Raw genomic sequence first — 15118 nt, 5'->3', positions numbered from 1 at the left:
CACGAGCCCTGCTCGAGCACGCCTTCCAGTCGCTTGGTGTGAGGAGGCTGTTCGCGTTGACCCAGCCCGGCAACCTCGGCGCCATCCGGCTCGCGGAGTCACTCGGCCTCCACCGCGTCACCGACGGCCGCTACGAGCGCGTCCACCCCTGACGCTCATCCCTCCATCGGGAGCGTGAAGGTGAACGTCGTCCCCAGCCCGACCTGGCTCCGCACGCGCACCGCGCCGCCGTGTGCCTCGACGATGCCTCGGGTGATGGAGAGCCCCAGCCCCACGCCGCTCCCCGGTATCCGCGTCGTCGGCCGCTGAACCCGGTCGAACAGGACGGGCAAGACTTCCGGCGCGATTCCCGCGCCCGTGTCCTCCACGCTCAGCTCGACACGGTCATCATGGACCTCCGCCATCACGGTGATGCGTCCACCCGCGGGCGTGAAGCGGACGGCGTTGCCCACCAGGTTGGAGAACACCTGGTGGATGCGGTCTGGATCACACCGCACGTCGACATCCCGCTCGGGCAGCCGCAGCTCCAGGCCAATGCCGCGCTCCTGCGCCATCGGCCCCAGCTCCGACGCCTGCTCCATGAGCCGCGAGAGCGCCAGCGGCACGCGACTCACCCGGAAGCCACCGGCCTCGATGGCCGCGAAGTCGAGCAGGTCATGGATGAGCCGCTCCATCCGCAGCGCCGAGCGATTGAGGGTGTCCAGGTGGTGCCGCGCGCGCCCGTTGAGCGGCGTCAGCAGGGGCGCCAGCAGCGATGACGTCATGGAGATGACGCCCAGCGGATTGCGCAAGTCGTGGGACACCATCGCCAGCAGCTCGCCACGCAGACGCGTCTCCGCCTCGGCGGCCCGCCGCGCCGCGCGCTCCGCCTCGTACAGCCGCCCGTTCTCCACCGCGACGGCCGCGGAGTCCGCGAGCGCCTGGAGCAGGGAGACCTCCCGCAGCCCCGGCACCCGACGCTTCGCCCAATACGCGCCAATGGCGCCCACCGGGTCCGCGCGACGCACCGGCACCATGACCAGGCTCTTCACGAACGTGGCGCGGTAGACGTCATGCGGGATTCGGTCATCCGCGTAGATGTCCTCGATGACCACCGGCTCCCGGTTCAAGATGGCCCACCCGGAGATGCACGACTCGATGGGAAACCGACACCCCTTCCACAGCGGGGCGATGGCCTCCTCATCCGCGTAGTGCACGAGGTTGCCTTCGCGCAGCACGAACGTGACGCCATCCGCGCCGCTGAGCCGGCGGGCCGCGCGGCGCACCAGCGCCATCACGTCCTCCAGCGTCCGGAGGTGGGCCAGGTCCCGCACCACCTCCAGCAGGACCAACGTGTCGTCGAATGTCAGCGCCTCGAGAGGAAGGCGTTCCTGAAACCTTCGCAAGGGACGGCCTCCTTGGGAGAAGGACTCAGCCAACACATCTGGGAAGCAGGACGTTCATTCGCTCGTCGATTCCGCCTGGAGAGCATCCAGGCGACCTGCCTCCTGTCGACTCACTCCAGATATAGGGACCCGAACCGCCCGTGGCCACGCAACCCATCCCGTGAGGCCCTGACGCGGCGGCTTTTGCCCACGCCTCGACATCCGCCCACCACCCGGCTTTCCACCTGAATGGAAAATATCACCGGCCCACCCTGGCGGAGAGGGAGGTGACAGTGCGGGTGAACCGGGGTCTTCCCCCGAGACACAGGCGCGTGAGGGGAAAAAGGCGCGGGGTCCGTTCAAGGAACAGGGACGCGGTGGAGACGCGGGGAGAGCTGCCCGTGGAACAGCGCTCACACTTGCCGTGGATGGGACCTTTCGATGACCATGAGTGCTTCCTGGAGGACCTTCCACGTGGAGTCGCAACCAAGACCTTCCCAGGTCGCGGGTCCTCTGCCGAATCAAGAGCTGGAGAAGCTCCGCCGGGACCTGACGCGAGCTGTCGCGCAGGTGTGTCCCCCGCGTCTGGCGGATCGCCGCGATGACCTGGTGCAGACGGCGATGATGCGCGTCATGGAGCTGCAGCGCCGCGAGCCGGACCGCTCCAAGCTCTCGCCCGCCTATCTGTACCGCGTGGCGTACACGGCGCTGGTGGACGAGCTGCGCAACGTGGAGCGCCGTCGGGAAGTCGCCCTGGAGGAAGTGGAGACACAACCCCAGCAGCCGATGGCGTCGGGCGACCCGGAGAAGTCCGCGAGCGGCTCGCAGATTGCCCAGGCGGTGCGCGACTGCCTGCGCCAGCTCGCCCAGGACCGCAGGCTCGCGGTGACGCTGTACCTCCAAGGCCACACCGTGCCGGAGGCCGGCGAGTTGATGGGCTGGGATGGCAAGCGGGCCGAGAACCTCATCTACCGCGGGCTGAGCGCGCTGCGCCTCTGCCTCTCGACGAAGGGATTCGAGCCGTGAGCGAGCAGCGACGCGACGACGAGATGAAGCCCGACGAGGCCACCGTCGAGCGCCTGCGCGCGGTGGTGCGCGACGAGGAGCCGATGGCGGGTGGCGAGCCCGTGGACACCGACCTGGTGTGGCGCGCGGTGAGCGGTGAGCTGCCCATGGAAGAGCGTCGGGCCGTCGTCGCGCGCGTGGCGGATGACCCCGCCTGGGCCGCGGCGTGGCGACTGGCGAAGGAGCTCTCGGCCGCCGCCGCCCAGGCCGCGCCCGCCGCGACGCTGGAGGCCGCGGGCCCGAGGGCTCGAAGGGACTCGAGTGACGCGCGGGAGCGACGCCGCTTCCGCTCCGTGTGGAGCCGGCCCGTCTGGGGCGCGGTGGCCACGGCGGCGCTGGTCCTGGTGGTGGTCGGCATCTCGGTGCGGGAGGGGCCGGAGCAGCACCCGATGCGCGGAGGCGACACGGGGGCGCTCAGCTCGCTGGTGCCGGAAGCCGCGCCGCTGAAGCGCGACGACTGTGTGCTGCGCTGGAGTGGCGGGCCCGAGGGGACCCGCTGGTCGGTGCGGGTGTCCACGGAGGACCTGAGCCTGGTCCACCGCGCCGACTCGCTGGCGCAGCCCGAGTACCGGGTGCGCGCGTCGGTGCTCGCGCCGCTCAAGCCCGGAACGAAGCTGCTGTGGCAGGTGGAAGCGCGGTTGCCGGACGGACAGGTGCTTCGCGGCGCCACGTTCGTCAACCGGCTGGAGTAGTGCGGACGGTGGTGCGCGACACGAGGGGGCAGTCATGAGGACGGAGCCAGGAATGAAGACTCAACCGTGGATTCGAGGTGGACTGCTGGCGATCGTCACGCTGGTGGGAGGGATATCGTTGCCGGCGTTCGGACAAGCGGCCACCGTGACGACGCACGTGGCGAAGACAGCGCCGAGCCATGGCGAGGCCGGAGACCAGGTGGTCGCCTCGGTGGTGGAGACCGGAGTGAGGACGGGCGGCAGCCAGTTCGTCACGCTCCAGCTCCTCGACAGCGCCGGCACCATCGTCGCGCAGACGTCGGGCATGGTGGACGTGGACTCGCCCCTGCGGGTGAGCCATCGGGCCGCATCGGCGGGGCCACTGGTCGCGCGCGTCGTCTCCGCCGTGACGGGCACGCCCCTCTCCGTGGCGATGGTGATTGTGGAGCGCTGGGCTCCCCTCTCCCCGAACCCCTGGTCGGAGCCCGTCATCTGCTACTTCGAGCTGATGAAGCAGAACGACAATCCCCGGCCCCCGCCCTCTCCGCCCGGGCCCATCACGCTCAAGTGCGAACCCGTCGTCCCTCCGCCACCTCCCACGCGCTGAAGTGACGACCCGGAAGCCCTCCGCCGGTCGCGCCCCCCTGGGCCTCGCCATCCTCGCGGTGACGCTGCTCCTGGGGGAGGTGTATCCGGCTCCCGCGCTCGCGAAGGAGACGGTCCGGCCGCCCCAGGCCCCCACGCTCGTGGAGTGCCGGGAGCTCCTCCTGGCGCATCCCGAGGCGCGTGAGAGCGCGATGTGTTTCTACCAGTGCGCGCAGGCGCCCCCCGCTCGCGACACGGTCCGACGTGAGCTGGCGGCCCTGGTGGAACAGAATCCGGACCATGGCTGGCTGGCCCTGGTGCTCGGGCACGTGGAGCACCTGACGGACCGGAAGGCCGCGGAGGCGCCCTACCAGCGCGCCGCGATGACGTTCCGTCGGCTCCAGGACGCGGAGGGCGAGGTGCTGGCGGGCATGAACCTGCGCGTCATCCTCCTGGCCCAAGGGCGCGCCGACGAGGCCGCCGAGTGGACGCGCCGCGTGGTCGAGGTGGCCAGCGCCTCCGGCAAGCCGGAGCTGCATGCACGCGCCCTCATCGTCGAGGCCAGCCAGCTCTACGAGGTGGAGCTGGACCTGGGCCGGGCCTTTCGGGTGCTCAAGCGCGCCGAGGCGCTCGTCTTCCCGGACGGTGGCGAAGGGCTGAAGAAGCAGTACCTGGGCGTCATGAGCACGGTGAGCGAGCGGCTCGGCCGGCTGGAGGAGGCCACGGACGTCAACCTCCGCCTGGCGGAGCTGGCCCATGCGACTCGCGACCTCTTCCTGGAGGGACACGCGCGCTACATGCTCGCGAGCCTCGCGACGCGGCGGCTGGAGCGAGACCCCACGCCGGAGGGACGGGCGCGAGCGCTCGCACTCGCCCGACAGGCGCTGGCCGCCGCGGAGAACACGGGGAACCAGACGCAGGTGACGCGCGCGCTGCGGCTCACCGTGGCGATGCTGGGGGACACTCCCGAGGAGCGACGCGAAGCCGACGAGCTGCTCCAGCGCTGCATGGCCCTCGCGGAGCTGCTGGATTCCAACGAGCGGCGACTCGCATGTCTCTGGACGCGGGCCGTGCGACGGGCGGACGTGGACCCGACCGGCGCCATCCAGGACGCGGACGCGGCGCTCCGCCTGGCCGTCGAGGGGAAGGACCCGCTCTATCTCGCCTGGGCCCTGCGTGGACGCGGCACGGTGGCGTATTGGACGCAGCCCCTCCCCGAAGCCCTCCACCACGCCGAGCGCGCCCTGGACGCGGCGGAGGCCCTGCGGGAGACGCAGAGCGACGCCTCCAGTCAGGCGGAGCTGCTCGCGACCTGGGCCCACGACTACCACCGCCTCGCGGGCTGGACGCTGGAGGCCGGCGGCGCGACGGGCCAGCCCGCCACGCTTTCCCCGAGGGAGGCCCTGACACGCGCCTTCGCGGTGAGCGAGCGCCTGCGGGCGAGGACGCTGCTCGATGCGCTGGTCGCCTCGCGAGCGCTGGCGTCCTCGCAGGACACCCCCGCGCGTCGCTCGGAGCGCGGCGAGGTGCAGCGACGATTGGTCGCGGTGCAGCGGCGGCTGCTGGACGCATCGCTCGCGGGCAGCGGGCGCGAGACGGCCTTGAAGGAACTCCAGGAGCTGGAGCGGCACGAGCGGGACTTGCGGCCCGCGCCCCGCCATGGCGCGCCGGAGTTCGTGTCGCTGGAGGCAGTCGAGCAGGGGCTGGGCGAGGACGAAGCGCTGCTGGCCTTCCTCGTCGGCGACGACAAGGACAGCGCCGGCACCTCGGCGGGAGGCGCCTGGGTGCTCGCGGTGACGCGGGCGGGAACACGGGTCCATCGCATCCCCGAGCGCACGCGGCTCGTGGCGGCGGCCACGCTGTTCTCCGGGCTCATCGAGCGCCGCGACGACTCCGAGGTCGGCGCGGCGGCGGCCCTCCATGCGCAGCTCCTGGGCCCGGCCCTCGCGGGGTTGCCTCCGACGGTGCGCCGGCTGCTGCTGGTGCCAGATGGACCGCTTCATGATTTGCCCTTCGCGGCGCTGCGCGAGCGACCGGACGGTCCGCCGCTGGTGGCCCGCTACGAGCTGGCCCTGGTGCCCTCCGCCAGCCTGTGGCGCCATTGGAGGCAGGCGCTTCCTCGTGAACCAGGAGGCGAGGCCCTGGTGCTCGCGGACCCTGACCGCGCCGTCCGGCAGCCCGTGGCCCGAGCGGTGGCGCGAGAGCGGGCTGGCGTCTTCACCGAGGCCGCGCAGCTGGGAGCGCTTCCCGAGGCGCGGCGGGAGGGACACGAAGTCGAGGACGTCCTTCGTGGCACCCACACCCCGGCCCGGCTGCTCGTGGGCACGGACGCCTCCGAGCACGCGCTCAAGAGCACGGACCTGTCGAGCATGAGGGTGCTGCACCTGGCGGCCCACGCCGTCGTCGATGCCGAGGCCCCCGAGCGCTCGGCGCTCGTGCTCGCCCCAGGCTCCGAGGAGGAGGACGGCATCCTCCAGCCACGGGAAATCGCGGAGCTGCACCTGCAGGGCGCGCTGGTGGTGCTCTCCGCTTGTCGGAGCGCGTCCGGCACCGTGCTGCCCGGAGAGGGCGTGCTCAGCCTCGCGCGCGCCTTCTTCGAGGCCGGTGCCCACGCGGTGGTGGCCAGTTTGTGGCCGCTGCGCGATGACGAAGCGGCGGCGCTGGTGGAGCGGTTCTATCGACATCTGGCCATGGGGGTGAGCACGTCGGCGGCGCTGCGCGCGGCCCAGCTCGAGGCCATGGAGGACGGCATGCCTCCAGCGGCCTGGGCGGGACTGGTGGTGCTGGGGGATGCCTCGCTCGTGGCCACCACGCCCCTGGAGCGCGGTGGAGTGACGCCGGGAGTGCTCGCCCTCGCGACGACGGCACTCCTCGTCCTCACCGGCCTCGTGCTCGGAGCCCGCCGTCGGGTTCGCGGCGGGCCCCGCTCCTGACGGGCTCAGCAGCCGAACGGCGTCCCGTTGCCGCCCGCGCTGAAGGGCGTCCAGATGTAGTTCGGGTCCAGCCCCTCATACGACTGCGAGTTGCAGTACAGGTTCGTCTGATGGAAGTTGATGAAGCAGCCGCCCGCCAGGCTGGAGGTCCAGTTGGTGCGCGTCTTCCAGTCGCTGCACGTCGACACCTGGTGCTGGTGGACACCGTTGTTGTTGAGCGTGGTGGCGCGGCTGTGGGCCTTGAAGTCGTTGTTCACGTTCACGTAGGGGAAATACCAGACGTGCCCCTGGGGAATGGTCTTCTTGAAGAGAACGCCCCAGTCGCACCAGCTCTTCAGGCAGTTGCGCTTCTGGATGTCCCAGAAGACGCCGCCGGTGATGGCGCGCACGTAGGCGCCATACCCAATCATGTCCGTTGAAATCCACTGGGTGACCTCGTCGATGTCCCGGTGCCAGTCATCGCAGCGGCCGTGGTTCTCGTGCATGGTGCCCTGGCCATTGGCCTTCAGGCCGCCGCACGTGCCCAGGGAGCGCGGTGCGCCCGCGCCGATGGCCGGCTCGGAGACGGACGGCGACGTGCTGCCCTGCTTCCAGTTGCCGGCGGCGACGACCGCGTTGCTGTGGGCCTGGAGCGTGCGCGGCACCACCGTGCCCGTGGGAGACAGCGCGAGGTAGAGGGCCGCGGGGCTCGCGGCGGCGGACATCTGCCCCATCACCCGGTCGATGGACGTGGCCGACGTCTCGGGCCCGCCCACGGCGACGGCGATGGACTCTTCGTCCACCTGGATGAACTCGACGGTGACGTCATCGGGGGCCCGGAGCGTGGTCAGCACCGGCGCGGTGACAGCGTCGCCCGCGGGGCTCTGCACGACGCTGAGCGCCAACGGCGGCAGATTGTCATCCGGGTACTCCGGCTCGGGCGGATTCGTGACGGACGACGCGCTGGCGCTGTCCAGCGCGGGCAGGGGCTCCTCGACGCCCGAGGAGGGGACGTCACACCCGACGGACAGCGACCACAGCAGACACAGCGGAGACAAGCGCACACCCCAGGACACGGGACGACGCGACACGAAGAGAGGGGACATCGAGGCTCCACCATGGGCGCCCGGTCGCCGTCATGGCGAACCAGCCAATCGCGCCCATGTCCCCACCCAACGTCCCCCGTACGGAAATCCCCTCACCGCTGGAGCAGCCTCGCGAGGAACTCACGGGTGCGAGGGTGCTGGGGCTCGCGCAGGACTTGTTGAGGCGGGCCCTCCTCCACCACCTTCCCCGCGTCCATGAACACCACGCGGTGCGCCACGTCCGCCGCGAAGCCCATCTCGTGCGTCACCACGCACATCGTCATGCCCTCACGCGCCAACTCGCGCATGACCTCCAGCACCTCGCCCACCAGCTCCGGGTCCAACGCGCTGGTCGGCTCGTCGAAGAGCATCAACTCCGGCTTCATCGCCAGGGCCCGGGCAATGGCCACCCGCTGCTGCTGCCCCCCGGAGAGCTGGCTCGGGTACGCGTCCGCGCGTGACTCCAGATGCACCATCGTCAGCATGCGCCGCCCCAGGGCCTCCGCCTCCTCCTCCGACAGCCCCAGCACCTTGCGCGGCGCGAGCGTCACGTTGGCCAGCGCGCTCAGGTGGGGGAACAGGTGGAAGCGCTGGAACACCATGCCCACGCGGCGGTGCAGCGCCTGGAGCGCCTTGGGCTCCGCGCGCACGGGAATCCCCCCGACGACGACTTCGCCCTCGGACGGCACTTCCAGGCCGCACAGGCACCTAAGCAGCGTGGACTTGCCACAGCCGGACGGGCCCACGAAGACCACCACCTCCCCGGGCTGCACCGAGAGGTCCACGCCCTTGAGGACCTCCAGCGCCCCGAAGCGCTTGTGCAGATTGCGAACCTCGACGAGCGCCATGGCGGTCCTCACCCCTGACGGTGGAGGCGCTTCTCCAGCGCCGAGGCCAGCCGCGTCAGCGGCAGCGTGGCCAACAGGTAGAACAACGCGACGAGCGGCCACACGGCCAGGGGCGCGGCGAGCTGGCTCGCCAGCTCCTGTCCCGCCCGCGTCAGCTCCGCCATGCCGATGATGGACACCAGCGAGGAGTCCTTCAGCAGGGCGATGCCCTCGTTCGTCAGCGGCGGCAGCACGTTGCGCACCGCCTGCGGGAGGATGACGTAGCGCATGACCTGCGCGCGGCCCATCCCCAGCGCCCGCGCGGCCTCCTCCTGCCCCGCGTCCACGGAGGCGATGCCCGCCCGGAAGATCTCCGCCACGTACGCGGCGCTGTTGAGCGTCAGCGCCAGCACCGCCGCCAGCATCGGCGGCAGGTCCACACCCAGGAGCTGCGGCAGCGCGTAGTAGATGAAGATGATTTGCACCAGCAACGGCGTTCCGCGAAGCCCCTCGACGTACGCGGCGCACAGCCACGCCAGCGGACGGAAGCGCACCCGTCGCCCCAGCGCGACGGCCAGCCCCAGCGGCAGTCCGGACACCAGCGCCAGCAGGGTGAGCCCCAGCGTCAGCCCCAGCCCCCGGGCCAGCCGCCAGGTCACCTTGCCCCAGGGCACCGCTTGCGGTGTCGCCTGGGCCGCCTGGGCCGCCTCGCCGAAGTAGCGCTCCTCCAGCGCGGCGAACTTCCCGCTGTCGCGCAGGCGCTGGAGCGCGGCGTTGACGGCCTCGCGCAGCGCGGGGTCATCCGGCCGCATCACGATGCCGTAGTGCTCCTCCGTCAGCAGCCCGCCCGCGACGCGCAGCCCCTGGAAGCCATGGGCCAGGAAGTAGCGCAGCGTCGGCCCGTCCCCCACCACGCCCGCCAGGTTGCCGTTGCGCAGGTCCTGGAGCGCCAGGTCGATGCTCGGATACTGCCGCACCTCGATATCCGGGAACTTCTCCAGCACCAGCGACGCGCTGGTGTTGAGCTGAATGCCCGCCGTCTTCCCGCGCAGGCTCTCGATTTCCGTGACGGCGGTGTCCGCCTCCCGCGCCACCACGAGCTGTCCCGCCGTGTAGTACGGCGCGGAGAAGCCCAGCCGCTGCTGGCGCTCGGGCGTCATCGTCACGGCCGAAATCACCAGGTCGAACTTCCCCGCCATCAGCGCGGGAAACACCCCGTCGAAGGACGTGTTCGTCCACGCCACCTTCGCGCCCAACTCCTCGGCGATGAGCGCGCCCAGCTCGATGTCGAAGCCGACCAGCTCGCCGTCCTTCACCGACTCGAACGGCGGGTAGGTGGCATCCGTCCCGATGCGCAGCGTCCTCCCCTTCCAGTCACCCCCGGAGCCCGGCGCCTCACCCCGGCCACAGCCGAGCAGCACCGCCAACCCCCACGCGAGGCACAGCAAGGCCAGCCCGGGAGTGTGGGGCTGGCGACACGAAAGGCGACGGCGCGACATGGAACGAACACCCCCCATGCCCAACTATCCTTGAGGCATCAAGGGTTTCCACCAGGAGCGGACAACCCATGACAGCCACGCAACTTCCGCCCTCCCTGGGCCGATACTCCTTCACACCATGAAGACCCCGATCTCCGGTCCCCGCGTCCAGCCCCGTCCGCTTGAGACTCCCGCCACCCCGGCGCCCGTCCGCAACGAGGTGAAGCCCCAGGCCCCGGTAACGCGCGGCGACGCTCGCGACGTGTCCCTGTTCGACACGGGCGGCGTGCGCAAGCCGGTGGTGGCGCTGACCACTCCCGTCGCCCCGCAGGGGACGAAGGTCGCCCCGGGCACCTACCCCAGCGTCGCGGATGTGAAGGCCATTGCCTCCATCCAGGACCCGGTGGCGCGCAACTACGCGATTACGCAGGGCTACGCGGACCTGTCCAACGGCCTGGGTCAGATGCTCGGCAAGGACAACGCCAACTGGTCCACCTTCGCGACGTGGGCGTCCAAGCAGGCGGGCGTGAGCATCCGCAACGAGGACATGCCCAAGTTCCTGACCGATGCGCTCAAGGGCGCCAGTGACATGGCCGGGCCGCTGAAGAAGGTGGACGACGTGCTGCGCAAGCTGGGCCTGCCCGCGCTGCCCCTGGCGGACATCGCCGCGGCCGGCACCGAAGCGCTCAACAACGTCAGCAAGTCCATCGCGGACGGCAACCAGTTCGTCTTCAACGAGGTGGGCCAGGAGTTCGCCCGCTTCATCGAGACCTTCCAGGGCGACACGTCCTACGACGCCGCCAAGACGGCGAAGTACCTGGACGGCTTCGGCAAGGACAAGCCGCTCCTGAAGGAGGCCTTCGGCGACTACACCAAGGCCATGTTCGAGAAGGACCCGAACAAGAAGGCGGAGCTGATGCTGCTGGCCAATGACCGCATTGGCCTGCACGAGCAGACGCAGCTCCAGCAGCACGTGGAGAAGGCGCTCAACGCGCCGGTGAAGGACACCTTCCGGAACATCCTCAAGCAGAGCATCGAGGGCGGCATCAACGCGCTGCCCTTCCCCGCCAAGCTCGCGGGCAAGGCCGCCCTGAGGACGGGCCTCGTGGACGCGGCGCTCAACCCCCTGGTCGACGCGACGGCCTCCGTGTTCCGCCGGGTCGCCACCGAGCACATGATGAAGCTCGCGGTGCCGGGTGGCGCGCTGAAGCTGGGCAACGATTTGCCCCCGCCTCCGGGCATGGAGTCCACGCTCTTCCCGCCGCACCTGCGCTCCATCGAGAACCCGGAGCTGCGCGCCCTCCTGGGCAAGCTGGACTCCAGCTCCGACAGCCTCAAGGGCACCGCGGCCAAGGACTGGAGCAAGCTGGACCAGCGGATGAACTACATCATCGACCTGTTCCGCACGCGCCAGCAGGACCCGCACCTGTTCGACGCGCCCTTCGGCAAGACGGGCACCACCTACCCGCTGCCGGCCACCCAGCAGCGTCCGGGCTGAAGTCCCTCGGGGCGCCCTGTCGACACGGGCGCCCCGACGTCACACCTCGTCCACCACGAACTGCTCCAGCCGGGCGATGCCCAGCTTCTTCATCCGGCTCTGGAGCGTGGAGGGCTTGAGGCCCAGCAGCGCCGCCGCACCGCCCGGGCCATAGACGCGGCCCCGCGTGAGCGTCAGCACCCGCAGGATGTGCTCCCGCTGCACCGCAGCCAGCGTCAGCACCGAGCCCGGCTTCATCGTCGCGTCCACCACGCTCGGCACCGCCGCCTCCACCTGCGCCGCCACCGGAGCGCCGCCGCCGTGCGCGGCCACGTCGAACGTGGACGGGCCCAGCTCCGTGCCCTTCGTCAGGATGGTGGCGCGCTCCAGCGCGTTGCCCAGCTCGCGCAGGTTGCCCGGCCAGTCATACGACTCCAGCCTCGCCAGCCCCGCCGGTGACACGCGCATGCCGCGCCGCCCGGTGCGCCGCGCCTGCTCCTCCAGGAGGAACGTGCACAGCTGCGCCAGGTCCTCGCGCCGCTCGCGCAGGGGCGGCAGCCGCAGCGGGAAGACACTCAGCCGGTAGTACAGGTCTTCACGAAAGCGCTTCTCGGCGATGGCGCGGTGCAGGTCCACGTGCGTGGCCGCGAGGATGCGCACGTCCGAGCGCACCGTCTTGTCGCTGCCCACCGGCTCGAAGGCCTTCTCCTGCAACGCGCGCAAGAGCTTCGCCTGCAGCTCGACGGGCAGCTCACCCACCTCGTCCAACAGCAGCGTGCCTCCGCTCGCCATCTGGAAGCGGCCCGCGCGGTCCTTCGTCGCGCCCGTGAAGGCGCCCTTCACATGGCCGAACAGCTCGCTCTCCAGCAGGCCCGCCGGAATCGCCGCGCAGTTGAGCGTGACGAAGGGCTGGTCCGCGCGCGAGCTCCACTTGTGGATGGCCCGCGCCAGCCGCTCCTTGCCCGTGCCCGTCTCACCGGTAATCAGCACCGGCGTGTCCGTCTCCGCCACCTGCCGCGCCCGCCGCGCCAAATCCCTCATGACGGGGCTCAGCGACGCCTCGAGGATGCCCTCGGACTCTCCGCCGAGCTGCGCCTCCAGGAGCTTCGCGTGCGCGTGCTCCTGATGGTGGAGCCGCTCGAAGGTCGCTCGCTGCTCGGCCGCCTGGAGCGCCGTCGCCAGCATCTGCCCGTAGACCTCCACCAGGTCCACCACCGGCTGCGGGTACGTCTCGCACTCGGCGCGGTCCAACGTCAGCACGCCATAGGTGCGCTCGCCCGCGCACAGCGGCACCACCATGCACGCGTGCCCCGGCGGCAAGTCGAGCACGCCGTCGAACGGGTCTCCGTCGCCGTGCGAGTGGTCCTCTTCCGTGAAGGCCCGCGCCCGCCGCGTCTCCAGCGCCACGCGCAGCGAGGGGAAGTCCGACAGGGTCAACGCGTGGTGGCGCACCTTCGCGTTCGCCAGCGGACCGCGCGCCGCCACCGACACCAGCTTGCCGTCCCTCAAGAGGAACAGCGTCGCCAGGTCGAAGCGCACCACACGCGTCAACCAGTCCAGTCCTCGACGAAGCAGCTCATCCACCGAATCTTCGGTGGTTGCCAGCTCGACCAGGTCCCGAGCATCCTTCGCGCCCTCGGTAAGGGCTGACAGTTCATCCGACATACGGCATGAATAATAGCGCTCCACCGAAATTGCAGTGGCGGTCATCACCGATATTTCGTTATTCACCGCCCCAGCAACACCGGCCAGTGGGGGCCTGAAGTCAAGTCCCTGGAATCATTGAAGTGAATTGACTGGCACAAGGTCTGCTGTAGCTGTTAGCAGAAGACACCTTCCCAGGGGTCCCCCCCGGACCCCTCAACCCAAGGAGCAGTACATGCTGACCGTTGGCGACAAGATTCCGAGCTTCAAGGTCAAGGCCACCGTGAGCCTGGAGAAGGGCAAGGAGTTCCAGGAAATCACGAACGAGACATACAAGGGCAAGTGGCTGGTGCTGTTTGCCTGGCCCAAGGACTTCACGTTCATCTGCCCGACGGAGATCGCGGAGTTCGGCAAGAAGAACAAGGACTTCAATGACCGTGACGCGCAGGTGCTGGGCCTGAGCACGGACAGCGAGTTCGTGCACCACGCGTGGCGCACGCACCACCCGGACCTCAAGGGCCTGCCGTTCCCGATGCTGGCGGACCTGAAGCACGAGCTGTGCAACGCGCTGGGCATCCTCCACAAGGAGGAGGGCGTGGCGCTGCGCGCGACGTTCATCGCGGACCCCGAGGGCATCATCCGCCACGTGACGGTCAACGACCTGTCCGTCGGCCGCAACGTCTCCGAGACCGTCCGCACCCTGGACGCGCTCCAGACGGACGAGCTGTGCCCCTGCAACTGGAGCAAGGGTGAGGAGACCCTGACCCAGAAGCTGGCGAAGGCGGGGTAACGCGTCATGGCCTCGCTCGAAGTCGTCCGCTCTGAACTCGCGGACGCCCACAAGGACACCCGCCTCAACCTCCAGGCAGTCCTGGAAGGTGGCAGCCTCACCCCCGAGCAGCGCTGGGGCGTGGCTGTCGCGTCGGCCTACGCCGTTCGGAATGACCGGCTGAAGGAAGCGATGCTCAACGAGGCGCGGAAGGCACTCGCGAACCCCGAGCCCATCATCGAGGACGCGCGTGCTGCGGCGTCGCTGATGGCGATGAACAACGTCTACTACCGCTTCCGGCACATGATCGGGAAAGAGTCGTACTCGACCAAGCGCGCCGGGCTGCGGATGAACAGGCTCGCGCAGGTGCTGACCAACAAGGTGGACTTCGAGCTGGTCTGCCTCGCGGTCAGCGCCATCAACGGCTGCGAGATGTGCATGCAGTCCCACGAGAAGGTCGTCCTCGAGGGCGGCCTCTCCGAGGACCAGGTGCACGACGCGGTGCGAGTCGCTTCGGTCATCCACGCCGCGGCGGTGGGCCTGGAGTCCTAAGCCTCGCACCCGCGAGTCATTCGACGTGCTTCACCCGCGCCCTCCGGTGGAAACACCGGGGGGCGCTCCATTTGCGGGCGCCGTGCATCCAATGAGCATCCACACAGATAAGAACGAAAGGAAGTCACTTATGTACCGCAGCCCCAGCCCCCTCCCCGAGAAGACCCGCGCCACCCTCGTCGAATCGCTCAACGCCCGCCTGGCGGATGGGCTGGATTTGCACTCGCAAATCAAGGTGGCCCACTGGAACATCAAGGGCCCGCAGTTCGCGGCGCTGCACCCGCTGTTCGAGACCTTCGCCGTCAGCCTCGCCAATCACAACGACTCCATCGCCGAGCGCGCCGTCACGCTCGGAGGCAAGGCGTTCGGCACCAGCCGTCACGTGGGCAAGGCCAGCCGGCTGCCTGAGTACCCGCAGGAGACGACGCGCGACATGGAGCACGTGAAGCTGCTCGCGGAGCGCATCGAGGTCTACCTGGACGGCCTGCGCGACAGCCGCAAGCTCTTTGGCGAAGTGGATGACGCGGACTCCGAGGACCTGGCCACGGGCATCATCGTGGAGTTCGAGAAGCACGTCTGGTTCCTGCGCGCGTCACTGGAGAGCTGAGGCCCCTGACACCCGGGGCGAAGGCGCCGTGAGTGTGCACGGCGCTATACGCTCCCAGCGGGCTCTAGAGAGTCTTTGTGCC

The 15118-nt window shown here is 69.9% G+C and carries 14 protein-coding genes; 9 read left to right on the top strand and 5 right to left on the bottom strand.

The annotated features are described in order from the left end of the window. Positions 1 to 8: 8 nt before the first annotated feature. Positions 9 to 152, top strand: coding sequence for a GNAT family N-acetyltransferase (locus ACN469_RS04045; protein WP_498764293.1), 144 nt, complete (start codon positions 9 to 11; stop codon positions 150 to 152). 3 nt (positions 153 to 155) lie between these two features. Here ACN469_RS04045 and ACN469_RS04040 read toward each other — a convergent pair whose 3' ends face one another. Then, entirely contained in the window at positions 156 to 1385 is a 1230-nt protein-coding gene (locus ACN469_RS04040) for a sensor histidine kinase (protein WP_498764266.1), read from the bottom strand. Positions 1386 to 1838: 453 nt separating this feature from the next. Between ACN469_RS04040 and ACN469_RS04035 the strand changes: the two genes are divergently transcribed. Genes ACN469_RS04035 through ACN469_RS04020 form a run of 4 tightly spaced genes read left to right on the top strand, consistent with a single transcriptional unit; the run spans position 1839 to position 6618 of the window. Further along, positions 1839 to 2390, top strand: a complete 552-nt coding sequence (locus ACN469_RS04035) for an RNA polymerase sigma factor (RefSeq protein ID WP_498764264.1) — start codon at positions 1839 to 1841, stop codon at positions 2388 to 2390. Continuing rightward, positions 2387 to 3121: a hypothetical protein gene (locus tag ACN469_RS04030; RefSeq protein ID WP_498764262.1), complete on the top strand. Its 735-nt coding sequence runs from the start codon at positions 2387 to 2389 to the stop codon at positions 3119 to 3121. Before ACN469_RS04035 ends, ACN469_RS04030 begins: the two co-directional genes overlap by 4 nt. 52 nt (positions 3122 to 3173) lie before the next feature. Beyond that, positions 3174 to 3707 carry a hypothetical protein gene (locus tag ACN469_RS04025; protein WP_498764260.1) on the top strand — a complete coding sequence of 178 codons (534 nt, stop codon included), beginning with the start codon at positions 3174 to 3176 and terminating at the stop codon, positions 3705 to 3707. Between the two features lies 1 nt (position 3708). After that, the gene (locus ACN469_RS04020) at positions 3709 to 6618 is read left to right on the top strand and encodes a CHAT domain-containing protein (protein ID WP_498764258.1); all 2910 of its coding nucleotides are present in this window, start codon (positions 3709 to 3711) and stop codon (positions 6616 to 6618) included. A gap of 5 nt (positions 6619 to 6623) precedes the next feature. Here ACN469_RS04020 and ACN469_RS04015 read toward each other — a convergent pair whose 3' ends face one another. From ACN469_RS04015 to ACN469_RS04005, 3 genes are all read right to left on the bottom strand, one after another. After that, on the bottom strand, positions 6624 to 7703 hold the full coding sequence (locus ACN469_RS04015) for a hypothetical protein (protein ID WP_498764256.1): 1080 nt from the start codon (positions 7701 to 7703) through the stop codon (positions 6624 to 6626). 92 nt (positions 7704 to 7795) lie between these two features. After that, positions 7796 to 8530: an amino acid ABC transporter ATP-binding protein gene (locus tag ACN469_RS04010; protein WP_498764254.1), complete on the bottom strand. Its 735-nt coding sequence runs from the start codon at positions 8528 to 8530 to the stop codon at positions 7796 to 7798. Between the two features lie 8 nt (positions 8531 to 8538). Next, positions 8539 to 10008, bottom strand: a complete 1470-nt coding sequence (locus ACN469_RS04005; RefSeq protein ID WP_498764252.1) for an ABC transporter permease subunit — start codon at positions 10006 to 10008, stop codon at positions 8539 to 8541. Between the two features lie 118 nt (positions 10009 to 10126). Between ACN469_RS04005 and ACN469_RS04000 the strand changes: the two genes are divergently transcribed. After that, on the top strand, positions 10127 to 11485 hold the full coding sequence (locus ACN469_RS04000; protein WP_498764250.1) for a hypothetical protein: 1359 nt from the start codon (positions 10127 to 10129) through the stop codon (positions 11483 to 11485). A 39-nt stretch (positions 11486 to 11524) separates the two neighbouring features. Here ACN469_RS04000 and ACN469_RS03995 read toward each other — a convergent pair whose 3' ends face one another. Then, complete coding sequence (locus ACN469_RS03995; RefSeq protein ID WP_498764248.1) at positions 11525 to 13129, bottom strand: sigma 54-interacting transcriptional regulator; 1605 nt, start codon at positions 13127 to 13129, stop codon at positions 11525 to 11527. A 214-nt stretch (positions 13130 to 13343) separates the two neighbouring features. Here ACN469_RS03995 and ACN469_RS03990 point away from each other — a divergent pair, with 214 nt between their 5' ends. The 3 genes from ACN469_RS03990 (at position 13344) to dps (ending at position 15036) form a co-directional block, all read left to right on the top strand. Then, positions 13344 to 13898, top strand: coding sequence for a peroxiredoxin (locus ACN469_RS03990; protein ID WP_141641619.1), 555 nt, complete (start codon positions 13344 to 13346; stop codon positions 13896 to 13898). Between the two features lie 6 nt (positions 13899 to 13904). After that, positions 13905 to 14429, top strand: coding sequence for a carboxymuconolactone decarboxylase family protein (locus ACN469_RS03985; RefSeq protein ID WP_498764246.1), 525 nt, complete (start codon positions 13905 to 13907; stop codon positions 14427 to 14429). 91 nt (positions 14430 to 14520) lie between these two features. Then, entirely contained in the window at positions 14521 to 15036 is a 516-nt protein-coding gene (gene dps / locus ACN469_RS03980; protein ID WP_498764244.1) for a DNA starvation/stationary phase protection protein Dps, read from the top strand. Positions 15037 to 15118 lie beyond the last annotated feature (82 nt).

It is taken from the genome of Corallococcus terminator (assembly GCF_049194865.1).
Classification (GTDB): domain Bacteria; phylum Myxococcota; class Myxococcia; order Myxococcales; family Myxococcaceae; genus Myxococcus; species Myxococcus terminator_A.
Note: the sequence above shows the minus strand (reverse complement) of the source record. Positions and strands in the feature narration are given on the sequence as shown.